Below are 19,496 nucleotides of genomic sequence, written 5' to 3'. Positions count from 1 at the left end.
TTTAGGCATCCCTGCCAGCTTGTCAGTGAATTGCTGATTCAAGCGCCTGCGAATTTACACGATGCGTGTAGGACAATTCATCATAAAAAGAATGAGTGACGAAAAAAATCTAAAAAATGCGAAGTTGCCATTATTTTTTGCGGCTGTGTGGGGTAATTGAGCAATAAACGAAACTTTTAGGTCATTGTTGTTGTCGCGGTCGGTCAGGTACTGGGGGGAATGGTATTTCGGTGTTTTAAGCGGTCCTACCGTCCCCTAATTTCAGGATTCTCATGCATCAATGGCGTTTTATCCCATCGGCTCCATGTTGCTTCCCACCCCCTGTCATGACTTGCTCCCGGTACATGAACGAATTCGGAGAGGGGCGAGTCAAGTGCCTGTTGATATCTGTCCGCCAAACGACTTGGAACGATCAGGTCTGCTTCGCCGATGAGATGACGCTGGGGCAACAAGGCGAGTCGACTACGATAGTCCAGCGGATCCAGTGAACCGTCGAGTGGCGACAGGCCTTTCATCGTCGCCCACAGGCGTGGACTGAGATTGCCAGCAAGGGTTTGCACCTGGGTAACGTCATTGCGCTGTGCCGCTAACAGTAATGCGAGCGCGCCACCACCGGAGTACCCGACCAGTTCGAACTCACTGTTGCCATAGCGCTGTTTTAATTGATCCAGCGCCTGGCTGAGGCTTGTGACCACTTCCTGAGAGAATCGTCGATGGGTCCAGAGTGCCGATTGACAGGTAGCGACCATGACGAACTGGCAGGGGCGTGCCAGGTACGCATTTGGTGTCGGATCATTGATCGCCAGCCGTGGTACCAACAGATTGTGCGGGCTCGGATCCAGGCTGGGTTGAGTGGCCGTCGCCCAGGAATGACCATCGCCTTCCAGGTAGACACGCAGGCGAGTCATCTTTTCTGCAGTGTGCGGAGCAAGTATGAAGAGAGGAAAGTGCTGTCCCGGCAGGACCTCCCATTGTCGATGGTGCTTCTCAGCCAGTTGTTGCAGAGCCTCGCGCGGCGATTGGCAGGCGATGAGAAGCGCGCTGGCCATCACCATCCAGGCTTTGTAGAAGAAGGCCAATGTCCGACGGCGGGGAAAGTATCTACTCATCATGTTTCATAACACGTCATTGGCATTGAAGTCGTCGGCATTGGCGGCGCGGTTCCAGGCTGAATCAAGGCAGCTATGGCCGCTGGTTTGTATTTCTGGTGCGCGAGCGCTCAACCAGCCGCGCGTGGATGAAGCACTATTCAAAACTCCGCGCATCGTATAGGGTGCATTAATGCAATATTGTGCAAATTTGCATTGCATTGGATGCATTTTGATATGAATGATTTAGGAATACTGATCAAGAGCCTGCGCAAAGCTGCTGGCCTTTCACAAAGCCAGCTCGCACAACGGCATGGCATGAGTCGCGCCACCATCTCGGGGATTGAGAACAATACCATCCCGGAAGTGGGGATTCGCAAGGTCGCAGCCATTCTTGAGGGCTTGGGATATGAGTTGACGGCCATCCCCAAACGTCGGCGCAAGACCCTTGATGAGCTGAAATCGGAGAATATCCATGACTAGTCAACGTGAGCGGCTCTATATCGGCGTAGGCGGCGTGCCTGCGGGAACGCTCGGGCGGGGAGAGGAGAACCGCCGCGATACAGTTTTCTCATATAACGACACTGTCAGCGAAGAGAATGCCGTCTCCCTGACCATGCCGGTGCGCCTGGAAAGCTACAACTGGGAGTATGGCGTTCACCCTTTGTTCGAGATGCACATCCCCGAGGGGCATCTCAAGGACGAACTTGTGCGACGCTTCAGCAAGTCGGTGCGCGGCTTTGATGACTTCGCGTTGTTGGGCATTGTAGGCCCGCATCAGTTGGGGCGTATCACCGTTGCTCATGACGCGGCTGGCGAGTCACTGCCCGAGGTCAAGCTTTCCGAGCTGTTGGTCTATGACGGAGCCAAAGACTTGTTTGTTGACCTTCTGAAAACCTACGCCGCCTACTCGGGGGTGTCGGGTGTTCAACCCAAGGTGTTGGTACGCGACGCTGACGACATGAACTCCGGTGTTGAGCGTCTCACCCATCGAGGTGCGACTCACCTGGTGAAGGCGTTCAGCGAATCTGATTTTCCGCAATTGGCGGCCAATGAATTTTTCTGCATGCGGGCCGCATTCCATTGTGGTCTTGAAGTGCCTGAGATCCAGCTCAGCCAACACGGGAAATTCCTGGTGGTGAAACGGTTCGACATCAGCGAAAGCGCCTACCTCGGATTTGAGGATATGTGCGTTTTATCGGGATGGGGAACCGCGAAGAAGTATGACGGAAGCTACCAGGGATGCGCGAAGCTGATCAGGTCATTTGTCACGCCCAGCCGTGTCACCAGAACGCTGGAAGACTTCTTCTTGATGGTGGCACTTTCTGCTGGCATCCAGAACGGTGACGCTCACCTGAAAAACTTCGGCTTGCTGTATGAGAATTGCGCAGAGGATGCGGACGTTTGGCTGGCACCGGCTTACGACCTGGTGACCACCACCGTGTACAGCGGCAACGACATCATGGGCTTGTTGCTCGGAGGTTCGAAGGCCTGGCCCAAGCGCAAGATGCTGGTCCAGTTCGGGCGCAGCTCGTGCGGCTTGTCCGAGGCACGTTGCAACGAACTGCTAGCCAGCGTGCAAGACGGCATGACCCGCGCGATGGCAGAGCTTTCAGCGTATCAAAGCACTCACCCTGAATTCGCGGTGGTAGGGGAGAAGATGACTGCGGCGTGGACGGCAGGACTGGCCAAGAGTATCGCGGTGCAATGACCTTCCCGACTTAAGTCTACCGCCGCGCAATATCCGAAAAGTAAAACTTATCCAACGTATGCCGCGACTCGGTGTACTCGAACTGCCGCCCGTCCTGCAAAAACGTCTGGTTGCTCACCACGATCACATGGCTCTGACCTTCAAGGTCCAGGTGTGTCTGGTCGTCCTTGCTGCGCGGTAGGGCTTCGATGGTGCGTTGGGCGTAGGCGATTTGCAGTTGCAAGGACTGTTCGATAAACGCGTAGATCGACTGTTCGGCAATCGAGCGGTCCAACCCTGGGATCACGTCGGCCACGAAGTGGTTGATGTCGAGGATCACCCGTTTGCCGCCGATGCGCCGTACTCGTTTGATACGGGTGATCAGGGTGCCGGGTTCGGCTTCGATGTGTTGCAGCAGTGAGCCTTCCAGCGGGAATTGGGTGAACTCGACTACTTCAGTGCGTACGTCGTCGCCCAGGTCTGCGTGGGTTTCGTGGAAGCTGACGATGCCGCCGAGTTGGAACTCGATCGGGTTGGGCGACAACACGAAGGTGCCCTTGCCGTGGATCTTTTGCGCAAACCCGCGCTCCTGCAACTGCTCGATGGCCCGACGCACGGTGCCTCGGCTGGCCTGGTAGCTGTCCATCAATTCGGTTTCGGAGGGGAGGCGCGTGCCGCGTTGCAGGCGTTCAGTGGTGATGCTGGCAAGCAGATCCGTATAGATCTGGTTGTATTTGCTCATGGGGATGGCTCTTTGCCGGGGTTGCGGTCAAGGCAGGAACCTTAGTGGCCCGGCTGGGGTTTGTCCATTGGACCCTTGGTAAATCAGGGTCTCTGTAGGAGCGAGCTTGCTCGCGAAGGTCGTTAACGATGACGCGAAAGCCTGATACCCAACAGCGCCCTCAGGTTCTTCGCGAGCAAGCTCGCTCCTACAAAAAAACCAGGCACATAAACTTTTTGTAACTCGTACAGACGAGTTGTTGCTTTAACTCGTACAGACGAGTACTTTTGCCCTCGGCGTGCTGCCAATGACTGCCCCCAATAAAAAAAACCAAAGTGGAAACCAAGCATGAGCCACGACTATTCGACTATCGCCCGCGAGATTCTTGAAAACCTCGGGGGCACAGGCAACCTTGAGCAAGCTGCCCACTGTGTGACCCGCCTGCGCCTGGCGCTCAAGGACCCGAGCCTGGTCAACAGCAGCGCGCTGAACCAGGTCGATCTGGTCAAGGGCTCGTTCTTTACCGGCGGCCTGTTCCAGGTGGTGATCGGCCCCGGTGAAGTGGAGAAGGTCTACGCCGCCCTGCGCGAACAGACCGGCCTCGCCGCCGCGACCATTGCCGATGTGAAGAAGAAGGGCGCCGACAAGACCAACGCCATGCAGCGCCTGGTGCGGGTGTTCTCCGATGTGTTCATGCCCATCCTGCCCGCGTTGATCATCGCCGGCCTGTTGATGGGCGTGAACAACCTGATGGGCGCCAAGGGCATGTTCATCGAGGGCAAGACGCTGCTGGAGGCGTATCCGAACCTGGATGGCCTGTGGAGCCTGATCAACCTGATGGCCAACACCTCCTTCGTCTTCCTGCCGGCCCTGGTGGGCTGGTCGGCTGCGAAGCGGTTTGGCGGCAGCGAAATCCTCGGCATCGTGCTTGGCCTGATGCTGGTGCACCCGGACCTGCTCAACGCCTGGAACTACGGCAAGGCAGTCGCTGGTCTCGACGGCCAGAGCCTGCCGTACTTCGATATTTTCGGTTGGTTCAAGATTGAAAAAGTCGGCTATCAGGGCCAGATCCTGCCGATCCTGATGGCGGCCTACGTGATGAGCGTCATCGAGAAATGGCTACGGGCGCGGGTGCCCAACGCGATTCAACTGCTGGTCGTGCCGATCACTACCATCGTTGTCACGGGGGTACTGGCCCTGGCGATCATCGGCCCGGTAACCCGCCACCTCGGCATCCTGATCACCGAAGGCGTGGTCACCCTGTTTGACCTGGCACCGATGGTTGGCGGGGCGATTTTCGGATTGCTGTATGCGCCGCTGGTGATCACCGGCATGCACCACATGTTCCTCGCCGTGGACCTGCAACTGATCTCTACCCAGGGCGGCACCTTTATCTGGCCGATGATCGTGATGTCCAACCTGGCCCAGGGCAGCGCCGCGCTCGGTGTGTTCTACATGACCCGCAATGCGCGGGACAAAAGCATGGCCTCGACCTCGGCGATTTCTGCGTATTTCGGCATCACGGAACCTGCGATGTTCGGCGTGAACCTGCGCTTCAAGTTCCCGTTCTATGCCGCGCTGCTCGGCTCGGCACTGGGCAGCATTTTCCTGTCGCTGAACAAGGTCCAGGCGTCGGCCATCGGCGTCGGTGGCTTGCCTGGATTCATTTCGATCATTCCGCAGTACATCCCCAGTTTTGTGATCGGGATGGTGATCGCGATTGTCGTGCCGTTCGTTTTGACCTGTGCGTTGAGCATGAAGATTGTTCGGCCTGGGTATCGCGTTGCCTGATCCGGCGCAATCGGGGGCAAGTCGAGTCGTCGCACCGCCCCTCCCACATTGGAACGCATTTCAAATGTGGGAGGGGCGGTGCGACGACTCGACTTGCCGCCGATGAGGCCCGACAGGCCTGCTCAAAAATCAACTGAAGGAACCCACCATGCAAGACTGGCAACACTCGGTGATCTACCAGATCTACCCCAAAAGCTTCCACAGCCACGCGGGTAACGCCACCGGTGACCTGCTGGGCATTGTGGACAAACTCGACTACCTCAAGTGGCTGGGCGTCGACTGCCTGTGGATCACCCCGTTCCTGCGCTCGCCGCAACGCGACAACGGCTACGACATCAGTGACTACTACGCCATCGACCCCAGCTACGGGACCATGGCCGACTGCGACCTGCTGATCAGCGAAGCGGCCAAGCGCGGCATCAAGCTGATGCTCGACATCGTGGTCAACCACACCTCCATCGAACACGAATGGTTCCAGCAGGCGCGCAGCAGCCTCGACAACCCGTACCGCGACTTCTACATCTGGCGCGACCAGCCGAACAACTGGGAATCCAAGTTCGGCGGCTCGGCCTGGGAATACGAGGCGCAAACCGGCCAGTACTTCCTGCATCTGTTCGACCACACCCAGGCCGACCTGAATTGGGACAACCCCAAGGTGCGCGCCGAAGTGTTCAAGCTGATGCGCTTCTGGCGCGACAAGGGCGTGGGCGGCTTCCGCCTGGACGTGATCAACCTGATCTCCAAGCCCGCCGATTTTCCCGAGGACAGCACGGATGGCCGGCGCTTCTACACCGACGGCCCGAACGTGCACGAATACCTGCAGGAAATGCACCGCGAAGTCTTCGAAGGGCATGACCTGATCAACGTTGGCGAGATGTCGTCCACCAGCCTCGAGCATTGCATTCGCTACTCGAATCCTGCGTCGAAAGAACTGTCGATGACCTTCAACTTTCATCACCTGAAAGTCGATTACCCGAACCTGCAGAAGTGGGTAAAGGCCGACTTCGATTTCCTGCAACTCAAGCAGATCTTCTCTGACTGGCAACTGGGCATGCAGGCCGGCGGCGGCTGGAACGCTTTGTTCTGGTGCAACCACGACCAGCCGCGGGTGGTCTCGCGCTTCGGCAACGACGGCGAGCATCGCGTGGTCTCGGCCAAGATGCTCGCCACCGCGCTGCACTTTCTCCAGGGCACGCCGTATGTGTACCAGGGCGAAGAGTTGGGCATGACCAATCCGGGTTTCGACCGAATCGAGCAGTACCGCGATGTGGAGACCCTGAACATCTTCCGCCTCAAGCGCGATGCGGGGGAGTCCGCGGCGTCGAGCATGGCGGCGATCATGCAGAAGTCCCGCGACAACGGCCGTACGCCGATGCAGTGGCATGCCGGGGAAAACGCCGGTTTCAGTACCAGTGAACCCTGGATTGGCATTCCGGCCAATGCCTCCATCATCAACGTCGAAAGCCAACGGGATGACCCCGAGTCCGTGCTGCATCACTACCGCGCGTTGATTGCGTTGCGCCGTCATGAACCGCTGATCCAGGAAGGTATTTATCGCGAGCTGCTGCAAGGCCACTCGCAAGTCTGGGCGTACCTGCGCGAAGGCAATGGCGAACGCCTGCTGGTGCTGAACAACTTCTACGGCACGCTCTGCGAAATCCAACTGCCGGACAACGTGATCAACCAGGCGACCGAGCAACGCCTGCTGATCAGCAACTACCCCGACTGCCCTGTGCGAACGGGCACGGTTGCATTACGCCCTTACGAATCGTTCGTGCTCCACCTCAAGGACTGAGACCCGCTGTAACCCTGTGTGGGAGCACGGGGCGCTGCAAAAAACATAATAAAAAAATCGGAGTGCTTCATGAAAACAACAATAAAGCTGGGCCTCGTTGCGTCTTGCCTGGGCCTGCCGTTCGGCGCTCAAGCCCTGGAATTTGCCGGTTACCTGCGCAGCGGCGCGGGCACTTCCACGGGCAGCGGCCCGCAGCAGTGCTTCCAACTGCCGGGGGCGCAATCCAAGTACCGCCTGGGTAACGAATGCGAGCAATACGCCGAGCTGGAGCTGCGCCAGGACCTGCTCACCCTCGACGACGGCTCGGTGCTCAGCGTCGATGCCATGGCATCGCTCTACAACAAATACGACCGCGCGCTGAAGTTTCAGGGCGAAGACAACGGCACCGCGCGCATGCCGCAGATGTATGCGCAATGGTCCAACCTGCCAGCGCTTAATGGCGGTTCGCTGTGGGCCGGCCGGCGTTACTACAAACGTAATGACATCCATATCTCCGACTTCTACTACTGGAACCAGAGCGCCACGGGCGGTGGTATCGAGGACGTACTGATCGGCGACCTCAAGTACAGCTACGCCATTTCCCGTAAGGACAATCTGTACCAGAAGGAATACGCGACCCGTCATGACTTCAACGTTGCAGGCTTCAAGACCAACCCCGGCGGGGAGCTGGAGCTGGGCCTTAGCTACATCGAAAAAGCCGGCGGGCGTGACACCAACAGCGGCTGGGCAATCACCGCGCAGCACGTGCAAAAACCTTTCCTGGGCGGCAAGAACAAGTTCGCCTTGCAGTACGGCGAAGGCCCCGGCACCGGCCTGGGTTACACCGGCAATACCTTCCTGGACAACAGCAGCAAAAGTTACCGCGCCGTGGAGTTTTTCGACTGGCAGGTGACCCCGCGTTTCGGTGGGCAGATCGAAGCGGTATACCAGAAGGATATTCGTCCGGGCAGCCAGGACCAGACCTGGATGTCCCTCGGTGTGCGCCCGGCGTATGCCATCAGCGAGCAGTTCAAACTGGTCACCGAGCTTGGGCATGATCAGGTCGAGGCTACGGGTGGGACGCGCAAGCTGAGCAAGTTCACCTTCGCCCCGACCTGGTCGCCCAAAGGCCCGGATTTCTGGGCTCGGCCGGAAGTGCGCTTGTACTACACCTATGCCACCTGGAACGAAGCGGCCAAGCGTGCGGCGAATGAATTGGCGGCGGGATCGGCGCTGTCCGATACCGGCTCGTATGGCACGGCGCGGCATGGCTCGAACTTCGGCGTGCAAGTCGAGTACTGGTGGAAATAAACATAGGGTTGTTCGCGGACCGATAATGTGGGAGCGGGCTTGCTCGCGAAGGCGGTGTATCAGCTATACATGCCGTGACTGACACACCGCATTCGCGAGCAAGCCCGCTCCCACACTTGATCTTCGTCACCTCAGGACTTGTATCCACCCAATGATTTTTATAGAACAAAACAACAGGTGAAGTCATGACCACAACGCAACCCCTGGAATTGCTGGCGCCCTTGTCGGGTGTGCTGCTGGCGCTGGACAAGGTGCCCGACCCGGTCTTCTCCAGCCGCCTGATCGGCGATGGCCTGTGCATCGACCCCACGTCGCAGACCCTCTGCGCGCCATTGGCCGGGACGATCAGCAATATCCAGGACAGTGGCCATGCCGTCAGCATCACCGACGACAACGGCGTCCAGGTGCTCATGCACATCGGCCTGGACACCGTGAACCTGGCGGGCAAGGGCTTCACCCGGTTGGTGCAGGAAGGCCAGCGGGTGGAGGCCGGGCAGCCGTTGATCGAATTCGATGCCGACTATGTGGCGCTCCATGCGCGCAGTCTGCTGACCTTGATGCTGGTGGTCAGCGGCGAGCCGTTCAGTGTGTTGGCAACCGATCTTGTGGCGGTCGGCCAACCGCTGCTGCAGTTATCCCCAGGTGAAGCCGTTGACGCAGTGGACGAGGAGGAGGGCGATGCGTTGTTCTCCAAACCGCTGACCTTGCCCAATGCCAACGGTTTGCACGCCCGCCCGGCGGCGGTATTCGCCCAGGCCGCGAAGGGCTTCAAGGCGAGCATCTACCTGCACAAGCAAACCCAGAGCGCCAACGCCAAATCGCTGGTGGCGATCATGGCGCTGCAAACCGTGCACGGCGACACGTTGCAGGTGAGCGCCGCGGGTGAGGATGCCGAAGGGGCGATCAAGGCGCTGGTGGCCTTGTTGGCTGAAGGTTGTGGCGAGGTAGTGGCGAGCGTTGCCGAGCCGTTGGCAACGCAGTCGTCGGCGACCTTGCTACGGGGTGTGTGTGCATCGCCGGGTTCGGCGTTTGGCCAGGTCGTTCAAGTGACCGAGCCTGAGCTGACTATCACTGAACAAGGCGCGGGTGAAGCCACTGAGCGTGCTGCTTTGGCGCGTGGCCTGCGGGCTGCCACCGAGGCATTGCAGGCGCTGCGGGACAAGGCTGCTGGCAGTGCCCAGGCCGAGATTTTCCGCGCTCACCAGGAATTGCTCGAAGACCCGACCTTGCTGGAACAAGCCCACAGTTTGTTGGCGGAGGGCAAGAGCGCCGCGTTTGCCTGGAACAGTGCCACGCTTGCGACCGTCAAGCTGTTCCAGGGGCTGGGCAATGCGCTGATCGCCGAACGCGCGGCAGACCTGGCGGACGTCGGCCAGCGCGTACTGAAACTGATCCTGGGCATCCAGGACAGTGCCTGGGACTTGCCGGAGCGTTCGATCCTCATCGCCGAGCAATTGACCCCTTCGCAGACGGCCGGCCTGGATACCCGCAAAGTGCTGGGGTTCGTCACGGTCGGCGGTGGAGCGACCAGCCACGTCGCGATCCTGGCCCGTGCCCTTGGCCTGCCGGCCATTTGCGGTGTTTCCACCCAAGTGCTGGGGTTGGCTAACGGCAAGCAGGTACTGCTCGACGCTGACAAAGGCGAGCTGCACCTGGAGCCGAACCTGGCCGAGATCGAGCAGTTGGAAGCGACTCGCAGGCAACAGGTGCTGCGCCATCAGCACGATGTGGCGCAGGCGTCGTTGCCCGCCACTACCCGCGACGGTCATCACGTCGAAGTCACCGCCAACGTGGCCTCCTTGCAGGAAGTGGAGCAATCCCTGACCCTCGGTGGTGAAGGCGTCGGCCTGCTGCGTTCGGAATTCCTCTACCTGGACCGCAACCGTGCGCCAGGCCCCGATGAACAAGCAGCCACCTACACGGCCATCGCCCGTGCCCTGGGCTCCGAGCGCAACCTGGTGGTGCGCACCCTGGACGTCGGTGGCGACAAGCCGTTGGCCTATGTGCCGATGGATGCCGAAACCAACCCGTTCCTCGGCCTGCGCGGTATTCGCCTGTGCCTGGAACGTCCTGAGCTGCTGCACGAACAGTTCCGCGCGATCCTTGCCAGCGCGGGCTTTGCGCGGCTGCACATCATGTTGCCAATGGTCAGCCTGCTGTCGGAGCTGCACCTGGCGCGCAAGATTCTGGAAGAGGAAGCGCTGGCGCTGGGGCTTACCGAGCTGCCGAAGCTGGGCATCATGATTGAAGTACCGTCCGCCGCGCTGATGGCGGATGTGTTCGCGCCCCACGTGGATTTCTTCTCCATCGGCACCAACGACCTGACCCAATACACCCTGGCCATGGACCGCGACCACCCGCGCCTGGCCAGCCAGGCCGACAGCTTCCACCCGGCGGTGTTGCGCCTGATCGCCACCACCGTCAAGGCCGCCCATGCCCATGGCAAGTGGGTAGGGGTGTGCGGTGCGCTGGCCTCCGAAGCACTGGCCGTGCCGATGCTGATCGGGCTGGGCGTGGACGAGTTGTCAGTCAGCGTGCCGCTGATCCCCACCATCAAGGCCACCGTGCGCGAACTGGACCTGGCCGACTGCCAGATCATCGCCCGCCAAGTGTTGGGCCTGGAAGAAGCAGCCCAAGTGCGTGAGGCCCTGCGCCAATATCACGCAGCTACCGTTGAAACCTCACCTGTCATGGAGCTTTGAGCATGTTCGAGAAATTGCAGCGGGCGTTCTGGAAGGCCCTGACGCCGGACTTGATTGCCGAGACGGCCACTGCGCCGACGCAGAGCCTGTTGTCGGCCGAGGTGCTGAACGCGTTGGGTGGGGCGGATAACCTCAAGTCGCAGCAGCGTGTGGCGCTGACGCGGGTGCGGGTGCAGTTGCAGGATATGGGGCGGGTGGATGAGGGGGCGTTGAAGGCGGCGGGAGTACCGGCGGTGATGGTGCTGGCGGGCGGCTTGGTCCACCTGCTCACCGGCCTCTAAACCAGGTAGAAATCCCAATGTGGGAGGGGGCTTGCCCCCGATTGCAATGTATCTGTCAGCTTAGTTGTAACTGACACACCGCTATCGGGGGCAAGCCCCCTCCCACCGGGTTTTGCTGTGTTCTTACAACTGCGGGTTGTCTTCCGGCGGCTTGGTCTTGTCGATACCCGGCACATGCAAGTTGCCTTCGACCACCTGGTTGCCCTCCAGCTGCGGCTGGGTCACCCAGGTGAGGATGTCGTAGTAACGCCGGATGTTCGCCACAAAGTGCACCGGCTCACCGCCTCGTGCATAGCCGTAGCGGGTCTTGCTGTACCACTGCTTCTGCGACAGGCGCGGCAGCATCTTTTTCACATCCAGCCACTTGTTCGGGTTCAGGCCTTCGCGCTTGGCCAGGGTGCGCGCATCCTCCAGGTGACCGGTGCCGACGTTGTAGGCGGCGAGGGCAAACCAGGTGCGATCCGGCTCGGCGATGCTGTCGTCCAGTTCATCCTTGATCTTGGCCAGGTACTTGGCGCCGCCCATGATGCTTTGCTTGGGGTCCAGTCGGTTGGACACGCCCATGGCCTGGGCGGTGTTCTGGGTCAGCATCATCAGGCCGCGCACGCCGGTCTTGGAGGTGACGGCTGGCTGCCACAGCGATTCCTGATAGCCGATGGCCGCCAATAGGCGCCAATCGACCTTTTCTTCCTTGGCATAGGCGCGGAAGTGTTTCTCGTACTTGGGCAAACGCTGCTGCAGATGCTGGGCGAAGGTGTAGGCGCCCACATAGCCGAGTACATCGACGTGCCCGTAGTAGCGGTCTTTCAGGCGCTGCAACGTGCCGTTCTTTTCGACTTTATCCAAGTAGCTGTTGATCTCGTTGAGCAGGCTGTTGTCTTCACCGGCAGCCACGGCCCAGCTCTGGTTGCTGGCATCGCCGAGGTCGAACGCCACGCGCACGTTGGGGAAGTACACCTGGTTCATCGCCACTTCGTTGGAGTCCACCAGGGTCAGGTCGATTTGCCCCTCGTCCACCATGCGCAGCAGGTCGACCACCTCAACGGCGTCGGATTCTTCGTATTCAATCGCAGGATTCTGCTTTTTAAGCGCCGCCAGTTGCTCGGCGTGGGTGCTGCCCTTGAGCACCATGATCTTCTTGCCCACCAAGTCCGCCGCGTTCGTCGGGCGGGACTGGCCATTGCGGTAGATGATCTGCGGGGTGACTTCAAGGTAAGGGTGGGAGAAACGCACCTGCGCCTTGCGCTGTTCGCTGCTGACCAGGCCGGCGGCGGCGAGAACCGGGCCGTTGGGTTTGCCCAGCTGGCCGAACAGGTCGTCGAGGTTGTCGGCGGTCTCGATCTCCAGCTTCACGCCCAGGTCGTCGGCGAAGCGCTTGACCAGTTCGTACTCGAAACCGGTTTCACCGTTGCGGTCCTGGAAATAAGTCGCCGGGCTGTTCCGGGTGATCACCCGCAATACGCCATCCTCCTTGATTCGCTCGAGCGTGCTGGGTTTATCAACACAGGCGCTGAGCATCAGGAAGAGTCCGGTGGCGATGAGCCATTTGGCGCATCGCGGTCGCAAAGCCGTTGGGGAGAACATCTGCGCAGTATACGCAAACGGCCCACGGCGCCATATCTCGACAGCATGGGCGTTGTCTGCTAGCGCCGGAAAAACTGTGCTGCAACCCGCAGAAACGCTGCTTGGCGAGGGATTGTGACGGTTAAAATAACTGCGCCGAATGCCCTCCATGACCCCGCGAAAGGGGTGTAATCCGGCCAACTGACGTTCGGCGGCAGCCACCGGTAGCGTTTCGGGTGCCGTTGGCGGCGGTTTACGCTAGAATGCACGGCCTCAAAGCACACCCCCTTCCCGAGGCTGTCCCGAAGATGTTGATCCTGCGCGGCGCTCCTGCCCTTTCTGCCTTTCGCCACAGCAAACTCCTTGAGCAACTGAGCCAGAAGGTTCCAGCTGTTACAGGCCTGTACGCTGAATTTGCTCACTTCGCCGACGTTACCGGCGTATTGACCGCCGACGAACAGCAAGTGCTCGCACGCCTTCTGAAGTACGGCCCAAGCGTTCCCGTTCAAGAGCCGACGGGCCGCTTGTTCCTGGTTCTGCCACGGTTCGGCACCATCTCGCCTTGGTCGAGCAAGGCCAGCGATATCGCCCGCAATTGCGGCTTGGAGAAAATCCAGCGCCTGGAGCGTGGTATCGCTTTCTATGTCGCCGGCCAGTTCAGCGATGCCGAGGCCGAGCTGATCGCCAGCAGCCTGCATGACCGCATGACCCAGATCATCGTCAGCCAGCTGGAACAGGCTGCCGGCCTGTTCAGCCACGCCGAGCCCAAGCCGCTGACCGCGATTGACGTGCTCGGCGGTGGCCGCGCCGCCCTCGAGAAGGCCAACACCGAACTGGGCCTGGCCCTGGCCGAAGACGAGATCGACTACCTGGTCAACGCCTTCAACGGCTTGAAGCGCAACCCGCACGACATCGAACTGATGATGTTTGCCCAGGCCAACTCCGAGCACTGCCGTCACAAGATCTTCAACGCCAGTTGGGATATCGACGGCGAAAGCCAGGAAAAAAGCCTGTTCGGCATGATCAAGAACACCTACGTGATGCACAGCGAAGGCGTTCTGTCGGCTTATAAAGACAACGCCTCGGTCATCGTCGGCTCCGTCGCCGGCCGTTTCTTCCCGGACCCTGAGACCCGCCAGTACGGCGCGGTGCAGGAGCCGGTGCACATCCTGATGAAGGTTGAAACCCACAACCACCCGACTGCGATTGCCCCGTTCCCGGGTGCAGCCACCGGTTCCGGCGGCGAAATCCGTGACGAAGGCGCTACCGGCCGTGGCGCCAAGCCCAAGGCGGGCCTCACCGGTTTCACCGTGTCCAACCTGCAGATCCCAGGCTTTGAACAGCCATGGGAAGTGCCGTACGGCAAGCCTGAGCGCATCGTTACCGCGCTCGACATCATGATCGAAGGCCCGCTGGGCGGCGCCGCGTTCAACAACGAATTCGGGCGTCCGGCGCTGACCGGTTACTTCCGTACTTTCGAACAGTCCATCACCACCCCGCGTGGCGATGAAGTGCGCGGCTACCACAAGCCAATCATGTTGGCCGGCGGCATGGGCAACATCCGTGAAGAACACGTCAAGAAAGGCGAGATCCTGGTCGGCTCCAAGCTGATCGTGCTCGGCGGCCCGGCGATGTTGATCGGCCTCGGCGGCGGCGCCGCTTCTTCCATGGCCACCGGCACCAGCTCGGCAGACCTGGACTTCGCTTCCGTACAGCGCGAAAACCCAGAGATGGAACGCCGCTGCCAGGAAGTCATCGACCGTTGCTGGCAGTTGGGTGACAAGAACCCGATCAGCTTCATCCATGACGTTGGCGCGGGCGGTTTGTCCAACGCCTTCCCGGAACTGGTCAACGATGGCGACCGCGGTGGCCGCTTCGAATTGCGCAATATTCCAAACGACGAGCCGGGCATGGCCCCGCACGAAATCTGGAGCAACGAATCCCAGGAACGCTACGTGCTGGCCGTTGGCGCAGAAGACTTCGCGCGCTTCCAAGCCATCTGCGAGCGTGAGCGCTGCCCGTTCGCCGTGGTCGGCGAAGCCACTGCCGAGCCGCAACTGACGGTCACCGACAGCCACTTCGGCAACAGCCCGGTGGACATGCCGCTCGAAGTGCTGCTGGGCAAAGCCCCGCGCATGCACCGTTCAGCTGTGCGTGAAGCCGAGTTGGGCGATGATTTCGACCCAAGCACGCTGGAACTGGCCGACAGCATCGAACGCGTGTTGCACCACCCGGCCGTGGCGAGCAAAAGCTTCCTGATCACCATCGGCGACCGCACCATCACTGGCCTGGTTGCCCGTGACCAAATGGTCGGCCCGTGGCAGGTTCCGGTGGCCGACGTTGCCGTCACCGCCACCAGCTTCGACGTCTACACCGGTGAAGCCATGGCCATGGGCGAGCGTACCCCGCTGGCCCTGCTCGACGCTCCTGCGTCGGGCCGCATGGCCATTGGTGAAACCCTCACCAACATCGCCGCGTCGCGCATCGGCAAGCTGTCCGACATCAAGTTGTCGGCCAACTGGATGTCCGCTGCCGGTCACCCGGGTGAAGATGCGCGCCTGTACGACACCGTCAAGGCGGTCGGCATGGAGTTGTGCCCTGAGCTGGGTATCACCATTCCGGTGGGCAAGGACTCCATGTCCATGGCCACCCGTTGGAACGAAGACGGCGTCGACAAGACAGTCACCTCGCCGCTCTCGCTGATCGTCACCGGTTTTGCACCGGTCACCGACATCCGCCAGACCCTGACCCCGCAACTGCGCATGGACAAGGGCACCACCGACCTGATCCTGATCGACCTGGGCCGTGGCCAGAACCGCATGGGCGCCTCGATCCTGGCACAGACCCATGGCAAGCTCGGCAAGCAGGCACCGGACGTCGATGACGCCGAAGACCTCAAAGCCTTCTTCGCCGTGATCCAGGGCCTCAATGCCGACGGCCACCTGCTGGCTTACCACGACCGTTCCGATGGTGGTCTGCTGACCAGCGTCGTCGAAATGGCCTTCGCCGGTCACTGCGGCCTGAACATCGTGCTCGACAGCGTTGCCGAGGCAGCGTGCGAGATCAACGGCATCCTGTTCAACGAAGAGCTGGGCGCAGTGATCCAGGTGCGCCAGGACGCTACCCCGGACGTACTTGCACAGTTCAGCGCCGCCGGCCTGGACGACTGCGTGGCCGTGATCGGCCAGCCGATCAACAACGGCGAGATCAACATCTCGTTCAATGGCGACACCGTGTTTGCCGGCCAGCGCCGCTTGCTGCAACGCCAGTGGGCCGAGACCAGCTACCAGATCCAGCGCCTGCGTGACAACGCCGACTGCGCCGAGCAGGAATTCGACGTGATCCTGGAAGAAGACAACCCGGGCCTGAGCATCAAGCTCAGCTTCGACGTCAACCAGGACATAGCCGCGCCTTACATCAAGAAAGGCATTCGCCCACAGGTTGCCGTGCTGCGTGAGCAGGGCGTCAACGGCCAGGTGGAAATGGCGGCCGCGTTCGACCGTGCCGGCTTCAATGCGATCGACGTGCACATGAGCGACATCCTCGCTGGTCGCGTTGACCTCAACGAGTTCAAAGGCCTGGTGGCCTGCGGCGGTTTCTCCTACGGCGACGTGCTGGGTGCCGGTGAAGGCTGGGCCAAATCGGCCCTGTTCAACAGCCGTGCGCGTGATGCGTTCCAGGGCTTCTTCGAGCGCAACGACAGCTTCACCCTGGGTGTGTGCAACGGTTGCCAGATGATGTCCAACCTCAGCGAGCTGATCCCGGGCAGCGAGTTCTGGCCGCACTTCGTGCGTAACCGTTCCGAACAGTTCGAAGCCCGCGTTGCGATGGTGCAGGTGCAGGAGTCCAACTCGATCTTCCTGCAAGGCATGGCCGGTTCGCGCATGCCAATCGCCATCGCCCACGGTGAAGGCCACGCTGAATTCTCCAGCGAAGAAGCCTTGCTGGAAGCCGACCTGTCCGGTTGCGTGGCCATGCGTTTCGTCGACAACCACGGCAAGGTCACCGAGACCTACCCGGCCAACCCGAACGGCTCGCCGCGCGGGATCACCGGCCTCACCAGCCGCGACGGTCGTGTGACCATCATGATGCCGCACCCGGAGCGTGTATTCCGCGCCGTGCAGAACTCGTGGCGCCCGGAAGAGTGGAACGAAGACGGTGCCTGGATGCGCATGTTCCGTAACGCCCGCGTGTGGGTGAACTAAGGCCGTGTACAAGCTCAGCTTCTTCGTGCCCGACAGCCATGTGGAGACGGTGAAAGCCGCCGTCTTTGCCGCTGGCGGCGGGCGCATCGGCAACTACGACAACTGCGCCTGGCAGGTGCTGGGCCAGGGCCAATTCCGCGCGTTGGACGGCAGCCAGCCGTTTATTGGGCAGGTGGGCCAGGTTGAAGTGGTTGAGGAGTGGAAGGTTGAGCTGGTGGTGGCGGATGAGTTGATTGTGGCTGTAGTGGCTGCGTTGAAACTCAGTCACCCCTACGAGACACCGGCGTATGAGGTGTGGCAGTTGGCGGACTTTTGATTCGCTGGCTGCAAAAACAAGAAACCCGCTGGGCCAGTTTGGTCAGTGGGTTTTTTGTTGGCTGTGAGGGCCCATTCGCGAGCAAGCCCGCTCCCACATTCGACTGCATTCCTCCAGGGTAAACGCGATCGAATGTGGGAGCGGGCTTGCTCGCGAAGACGTCGGCACAGGCACCTCAGATCTTTTCCACAAGCCTTTCAGGTTGTCCCTCGGAACTCCTCTCACTAATCTTGATCGTTCCCACGCTCCGCGTGGGAACGCATCCTGTGACGCTCTGCGTCACCCATGTGCAGGGTTGTGGACGCGGAGCGTCCGGGGCGGCATTCCCACGCAGAGCGTGGGAACGATCGGTCAGGCGTTGATTGGGCGGGTAACCAGGCGCTCCAGCGCCTCTCCCAATCCGCTGGCCTTGCCACCAATCAACAGGTGCCAAACGCCGCTATCCAGTTGGCTCACACCCTGGCAACCCAGCGCCGTCAGGTCCGCTTCAGATAGCACCGAATCATCCCCCAGTTCCACCCGCAAGCGGGTCATCGCCACCGCTTCCAGCTGCCGCACATTCGCGCGGCCGCCTAAAGCATTCAGCCACTTCTCGGCTTCCTGCACATTCACCGCCACCGGCTTATCCACAGGGGAAACCTTCACCGGCGCACTGGCAACAAACGAAGGCATGGCCAGCCGAATCTCATCGGCGATGCTATCCGCCATCGGCCCGACCACGACCTGCAAGCTGCCGCCGTTCCCTGGCCGGACCACGGCCATGGCGCCCAGCGCTTTCAACTCTGCATCTACGGCCTTGTTGCGATCCACCATGTCCAACCGCAGGCGCGTGGTGCAGGCGCCGACGCTCAGCAAATTCTGCGCACCGCCCAAGGCCTGGATGTAGGCCAATGCGCGTTGGTTATCGGTCATCACCTCAGCCTGCACCACCTGGATATCTTCCCGCCCTGGCGTCTTCAGGTTGAACCGACGAATGCAGTAGTTGAACACGCTGTAATAGATCAGCGCATAAGCCAAGCCAACCGGGAACACCAGCCAGCCATTGGTGGACTTGCCCCAACCCAGCACCATGTCGATAAAGCCGCCGGAGAAGGTGAACCCAAGGTGGATGTTCAGCAGGTTGGTGACCGCCATCGACAGGCCGGTCAGCACCGCATGGATCAGGTACAAAAACGGCGCGAGGAACATGAACGCAAATTCAATCGGCTCGGTCACCCCGGTCAGGAACGAGGTCAGCGCCATCGACAGGAAAATCCCGCCCATCACTTTGCGGCGTTCCGGCAAGGCGTTGCGGTACATCGCCAGGCACGCAGCCGGCAGGCCAAACAGCATCACCGGGAACATGCCGGTCATGAACTGGCCGCCTTTGGGGTCGCCGGCGAAGTAGCGGGTCAGGTCTCCGGTCACCACGGCACCGGTCACCGGGTCGGTAAAGGTGCCGAACACAAACCACGCCATGTTGTTGAGGATATGGTGCAGGCCGGTGACGATCAGCAGGCGGTTGAACACGCCAAACACGAAGGCGCCGAGGCTGCCGCTCTCCATCAGCAACACGCCGAAGCTGTTGATGCCGTGCTGGATCGGCGGCCAGATCAGGCCAAAGATCACGCCCAGTGCCACCGCCGAAAACCCGGTGACAATCGGCACGAACCGTCGCCCACCAAAGAACGCCAGGTACTCCGGCAGCTTGATGTCCTTGAAGCGGTTATACAGCCCGCCTGCCATCAGGCCGCTGGCAATACCGGCGAGCATGCCCATGTTGATGGTCGAGTCCATCACCTTGAGCGTGGAAACCATCACCAGGTAACCAATCGCCCCGGCCAGGCCGGCCGTGCCGTTGTTGTCGCGGGCAAAACCCACGGCGATGCCGATGGCGAAGATCAGCGCCAGGTTGGCGAAGATCGCCTGCCCGGCGTCGTGCATCACCGCGATGTTCAAAAGATCCGTATCACCCAGGCGCAGCAGCAGGCCGGCGATCGGCAGGATCGCAATCGGCAGCATCAGTGCACGGCCCAGGCGTTGCAGGCCTTCGATAAAATGTTGGTACATGGCGA

General features: G+C 60.7%; 13 protein-coding genes. 9 read left to right on the top strand and 4 right to left on the bottom strand.

All coding sequences use genetic code 11. The features are described 5' to 3' along the window. Nucleotides 1–245 precede the first annotated feature (245 nt). On the bottom strand, nt 246–1,112 hold the full coding sequence (locus BLR69_RS15860) for a lipase family protein (protein WP_134434978.1): 867 nt from the start codon (nt 1,110–1,112) through the stop codon (nt 246–248). A 213-nt stretch (nt 1,113–1,325) separates the two neighbouring features. Here BLR69_RS15860 and BLR69_RS15855 point away from each other — a divergent pair, with 213 nt between their 5' ends. Then, a complete protein-coding gene (locus tag BLR69_RS15855) occupies nt 1,326–1,571 on the top strand; it encodes a helix-turn-helix domain-containing protein (RefSeq protein WP_071496448.1) in 246 nt (81 codons plus the stop codon). Further along, entirely contained in the window at nt 1,564–2,799 is a 1,236-nt protein-coding gene (locus BLR69_RS15850; RefSeq protein WP_071496449.1) for a type II toxin-antitoxin system HipA family toxin, read from the top strand. The genes BLR69_RS15855 and BLR69_RS15850 overlap by 8 nt, the downstream gene beginning before the upstream one ends. A gap of 16 nt (nt 2,800–2,815) precedes the next feature. On the opposite strand, the gene treR is transcribed toward BLR69_RS15850, so the two are convergent. Then, nucleotides 2,816–3,520 carry a trehalose operon repressor gene (gene treR, locus BLR69_RS15845; RefSeq protein WP_071496450.1) on the bottom strand — a complete coding sequence of 235 codons (705 nt, stop codon included), beginning with the start codon at nt 3,518–3,520 and terminating at the stop codon, nt 2,816–2,818. Nucleotides 3,521–3,847: 327 nt separating this feature from the next. Between treR and treP the strand changes: the two genes are divergently transcribed. The 5 genes from treP to BLR69_RS15820 all read left to right on the top strand — a co-directional run bounded on the left by treP (nt 3,848) and on the right by BLR69_RS15820 (nt 11,358). Beyond that, entirely contained in the window at nt 3,848–5,290 is a 1,443-nt protein-coding gene (gene treP, locus BLR69_RS15840) for a PTS system trehalose-specific EIIBC component (RefSeq protein WP_071496451.1), read from the top strand. Between the two features lie 148 nt (nt 5,291–5,438). After that, a complete protein-coding gene (gene treC / locus BLR69_RS15835; protein ID WP_071496452.1) occupies nt 5,439–7,085 on the top strand; it encodes an alpha,alpha-phosphotrehalase in 1,647 nt (548 codons plus the stop codon). A gap of 69 nt (nt 7,086–7,154) precedes the next feature. After that, nucleotides 7,155–8,375, top strand: coding sequence for a maltoporin (locus BLR69_RS15830; RefSeq protein WP_071496453.1), 1,221 nt, complete (start codon nt 7,155–7,157; stop codon nt 8,373–8,375). A gap of 185 nt (nt 8,376–8,560) precedes the next feature. Then, complete coding sequence (gene ptsP, locus BLR69_RS15825) at nt 8,561–11,077, top strand: phosphoenolpyruvate--protein phosphotransferase (protein ID WP_071496454.1); 2,517 nt, start codon at nt 8,561–8,563, stop codon at nt 11,075–11,077. Nucleotides 11,078–11,079: 2 nt separating this feature from the next. Then, nucleotides 11,080–11,358, top strand: coding sequence for a PTS transporter subunit EIIB (locus BLR69_RS15820; RefSeq protein ID WP_071496455.1), 279 nt, complete (start codon nt 11,080–11,082; stop codon nt 11,356–11,358). 123 nt (nt 11,359–11,481) lie between these two features. On the opposite strand, the gene mltF is transcribed toward BLR69_RS15820, so the two are convergent. Then, nucleotides 11,482–12,942: a membrane-bound lytic murein transglycosylase MltF gene (mltF, locus tag BLR69_RS15815; protein WP_071496456.1), complete on the bottom strand. Its 1,461-nt coding sequence runs from the start codon at nt 12,940–12,942 to the stop codon at nt 11,482–11,484. 287 nt (nt 12,943–13,229) lie between these two features. Here mltF and purL point away from each other — a divergent pair, with 287 nt between their 5' ends. Together purL and BLR69_RS15805 are read left to right on the top strand one after the other, a co-directional pair. Then, a complete protein-coding gene (gene purL / locus BLR69_RS15810; RefSeq protein ID WP_071496457.1) occupies nt 13,230–17,126 on the top strand; it encodes a phosphoribosylformylglycinamidine synthase in 3,897 nt (1,298 codons plus the stop codon). Nucleotides 17,127–17,130: 4 nt separating this feature from the next. Continuing rightward, nucleotides 17,131–17,442 (top strand): NGG1p interacting factor NIF3, encoded by a 312-nt coding sequence (locus tag BLR69_RS15805; protein WP_071496458.1) that lies wholly within the window; start codon nt 17,131–17,133, stop codon nt 17,440–17,442. A gap of 351 nt (nt 17,443–17,793) precedes the next feature. On the opposite strand, the gene nagE is transcribed toward BLR69_RS15805, so the two are convergent. After that, nucleotides 17,794–19,491 (bottom strand): N-acetylglucosamine-specific PTS transporter subunit IIBC, encoded by a 1,698-nt coding sequence (gene nagE, locus BLR69_RS15795; protein WP_071496459.1) that lies wholly within the window; start codon nt 19,489–19,491, stop codon nt 17,794–17,796. Nucleotides 19,492–19,496: the final 5 nt, after the last annotated feature.

This window comes from Pseudomonas azotoformans (assembly GCF_900103345.1).
GTDB classification, from domain to species: Bacteria; Pseudomonadota; Gammaproteobacteria; order Pseudomonadales; family Pseudomonadaceae; genus Aquipseudomonas; species Aquipseudomonas azotoformans.
The sequence above is the reverse complement of the archived record's forward strand: the minus strand, read 5'-3'. Positions and strand labels throughout refer to the sequence as shown.

What these genes read in the sequence shown, in the direction of transcription:
- BLR69_RS15860 (WP_134434978.1), bottom strand. Translation starts at nt 1,112, where the DNA reads ATGATGAGTAGATACTTTCCCCGCCGTCGGACATTGGCCTTCTTCTAC.
- BLR69_RS15855 (WP_071496448.1), top strand. Translation starts at nt 1,326, where the DNA reads ATGAATGATTTAGGAATACTGATCAAGAGCCTGCGCAAAGCTGCTGGC.
- BLR69_RS15850 (WP_071496449.1), top strand. Translation starts at nt 1,564, where the DNA reads ATGACTAGTCAACGTGAGCGGCTCTATATCGGCGTAGGCGGCGTGCCT.
- treR (WP_071496450.1), bottom strand. Translation starts at nt 3,520, where the DNA reads ATGAGCAAATACAACCAGATCTATACGGATCTGCTTGCCAGCATCACC.
- treP (WP_071496451.1), top strand. Translation starts at nt 3,848, where the DNA reads ATGAGCCACGACTATTCGACTATCGCCCGCGAGATTCTTGAAAACCTC.
- treC (WP_071496452.1), top strand. Translation starts at nt 5,439, where the DNA reads ATGCAAGACTGGCAACACTCGGTGATCTACCAGATCTACCCCAAAAGC.
- BLR69_RS15830 (WP_071496453.1), top strand. Translation starts at nt 7,155, where the DNA reads ATGAAAACAACAATAAAGCTGGGCCTCGTTGCGTCTTGCCTGGGCCTG.
- ptsP (WP_071496454.1), top strand. Translation starts at nt 8,561, where the DNA reads ATGACCACAACGCAACCCCTGGAATTGCTGGCGCCCTTGTCGGGTGTG.
- BLR69_RS15820 (WP_071496455.1), top strand. Translation starts at nt 11,080, where the DNA reads ATGTTCGAGAAATTGCAGCGGGCGTTCTGGAAGGCCCTGACGCCGGAC.
- mltF (WP_071496456.1), bottom strand. Translation starts at nt 12,942, where the DNA reads ATGTTCTCCCCAACGGCTTTGCGACCGCGATGCGCCAAATGGCTCATC.
- purL (WP_071496457.1), top strand. Translation starts at nt 13,230, where the DNA reads ATGTTGATCCTGCGCGGCGCTCCTGCCCTTTCTGCCTTTCGCCACAGC.
- nagE (WP_071496459.1), bottom strand. Translation starts at nt 19,491, where the DNA reads ATGTACCAACATTTTATCGAAGGCCTGCAACGCCTGGGCCGTGCACTG.